The following is a 2,319-nucleotide window of genomic DNA, read 5'->3' as shown; positions in this document are numbered from 1 at the left end:
CGGCTGCTGGCCGCCGTCGCCGAGCGCCTGACGCGCTGCGCGCGGGAGACCGGCCGGAGCAGGGCCGGTGCCCCGCTGGTCGCCCGGCTCGGCGGGGACGAGTTCGCCCTGCTGGTGGAGGACTCCACCGGCACCGAACAGCTCGCCGACCTCGCCGAGTCGGTGCTCGGGGCGATCCAGGTCCCCTTCGACCTCTCCGGCCAGCGGCTGTCGGTCTCCGCGTCCATCGGGGTGGTCGAGCGGCACACCGCCGGGACCACGCCCACCGCGCTGATGCAGGCCGCCGACACCACGCTGTACTGGGCGAAGGCCGACGGCAGGGCCCGCTGGACGCTCTTCGACCCGGAGCGCAACGCCCACCGGGTGACCCGCCAGGCCCTCGCCTCCGCCCTCCGCCCGGCCATCGAGCGGGGCGAGTTCGCGCTGGAGTACCAGCCGCTGGTCGGCATGGAGGACGACCGGGTGCACGGCGTGGAGGCCCTGGTCCGCTGGAACCACCCCCGGTTCGGCACCCTGACGCCGAATCGGTTCATCGGGCTCGCGGAGGAGGACGGCTCGATCGTGCCCCTCGGCCGCTGGGTGCTGCGCACCGCCTGCCGGCAGGCCCGCCGCTGGCAGGAGGAGCACCCGGAGGAGCCGCCGATCTTCGTCAGCGTGAACGTGGCGGTCCGCCAGATCTGGGACTCCGACCTGGTGGCGGACGTCGCCGGGATCCTGGCGGACACCGGTCTCGCGCCGCGGCTGCTCCAGCTGGAGCTGACGGAATCAGCGGTGATGGGCTCGTCCGGCCGGCCGCTGCAGGCCCTGCGGGAGCTCAGCGACATGGGCGTGCGCATCGCCATCGACGACTTCGGCACCGGCTACTCGAACCTGGCGTACCTCAGCCGGCTGCCGGTGTCCGTCCTCAAGCTGGACGGCGCCTTCGTCCGGGGCTTCCCCTACGAGGAGCGCGCCGCCGCCCCACCGAACCCGGCCGACGAGGTGATCGTCGAGGCGATGGTCCAGCTCGCCCACCGGCTCGGCCTCACGGTCACCGCGGAGTGCGTGGAGACCTCGGCGCAGGCCACCCGGCTGCGCCGGATCGGGTGCGACACCGGTCAGGGCTGGCTGTACTCCCGCCCGGTGCCGCCGGACCGCATCTCCGAACTGCTGGGCGCGTCCGGGGTTCAGGCGGGGGCCGGCAACCCGTAGGAGTCGGCGATGAGTTCGTAGGAGCGCAGCCGCACCTCACCGCTGTGCGCGTTGGCCGTGAGCATCAGCTCGTCGGCGCCGGTGCGCTTCTGCAGCTCGTCCAGTCCGGCGCGGACCTCGTCCGGGGTGCCGTGGACGACGTTGGCGTTCCAGGAGTCGACGAACTCCCGCTCCATGGGGGTGAAGGGGTACGCCTCCGCCTCCTCCGGGGTGGGCACCAGGCCCGGGCGACCGCTGCGCAGCCGGACCATGTTCAGCGCGGCGGCCAGCACCTGGCGGCGGGCCTCCTTCTCGTCGTCGGCCGCGAGCGCGGAGACGCCGATCAGGGCGTAGGGCGCGTCGAGGACCCCGCTGGGCCGGAAGGCCTCGCGGTACAGGTCCAGCGCGGGGAGGGTGTTCTGCGCCGAGAAGTGGTGGGCGAAGGCGAACGGCAGGCCGAGCATGCCGGCCAGCCGGGCGCTGAAGCCGGAGGAGCCGAGCAGCCAGACCGGCGGGCGGTGCGGGGACTGCACCCCGCCGGGCGAGGTGCCCTGCACCGGGCCGGGCACGGCGTGGATCCTGCGGTACGGGTGCCCGTCGGGGAAGTCGTCGTCCAGGAAGCGGACGAGCTCGGCGAGCTGCTGGGGGAAGTCGTCGGCGCCCTCGTTCAGCCGGTCGGTGCGGCGCAGGGCCGCCGCCGTGGCGCCGTCGGTGCCGGGGGCGCGGCCGAGGCCGAGATCGATCCGCCCGGGGGCCATGGCCTCCAGGGTGCCGAACTGCTCGGCGATGACGAGCGGCGCGTGGTTGGGGAGCATGACGCCGCCGGAGCCGAGCCGTATGCGGTCGGTGTGGGCGGCGAGGTGCGCCAGGATCACCGCGGGGGAGGAGGAGGCCACCCCCGGCATCGAGTGGTGCTCGGCGACCCAGTAGCGGTGGTAGCCGCGCGCCTCCGCGAGGCGGGCGAGGGCGGCACTGGTGCGCAGGGCGTCGCCCGCGGTGCTGCCGGCGCCCACGGTGACCAGGTCGAGCACCGACAGCGGAACGGGTGCGGCCCCCCGGGCCGTGCCTCGGATCTCGTCGGCTGCGGTGTCGTCTGCGGCCACGGTGCGGTGCCTCCTGTGTGTCGCCTGCGCGGACGGCGCGCCGTCC

General features: G+C 74.8%; 2 protein-coding genes. One reads left to right on the top strand and one right to left on the bottom strand.

Going from position 1 to position 2,319, the window contains the following annotated elements; genetic code table 11:
* Window positions 1-1,191, top strand: a 1,191-nt coding sequence (locus tag B7L92_RS37540) for a putative bifunctional diguanylate cyclase/phosphodiesterase (RefSeq protein ID WP_081241582.1), incomplete at its 5' end; no start/stop codon positions are given.
* Here B7L92_RS37540 and B7L92_RS37535 read toward each other — a convergent pair.
* Entirely contained in the window at window positions 1,167-2,273 is a 1,107-nt protein-coding gene (locus B7L92_RS37535; RefSeq protein ID WP_081241581.1) for an LLM class flavin-dependent oxidoreductase, read from the bottom strand. The two genes, B7L92_RS37540 and B7L92_RS37535, sit on opposite strands and share 25 nt — an antisense overlap.
* Window positions 2,274-2,319 lie beyond the last annotated feature (46 nt).

This window comes from Streptomyces viridosporus, assembly GCF_002078235.1.
In the GTDB taxonomy this organism is placed as follows: domain Bacteria; phylum Actinomycetota; class Actinomycetes; order Streptomycetales; family Streptomycetaceae; genus Streptomyces; species Streptomyces viridosporus.
Note: the sequence above shows the minus strand (reverse complement) of the source record. Positions and strands in the feature narration are given on the sequence as shown.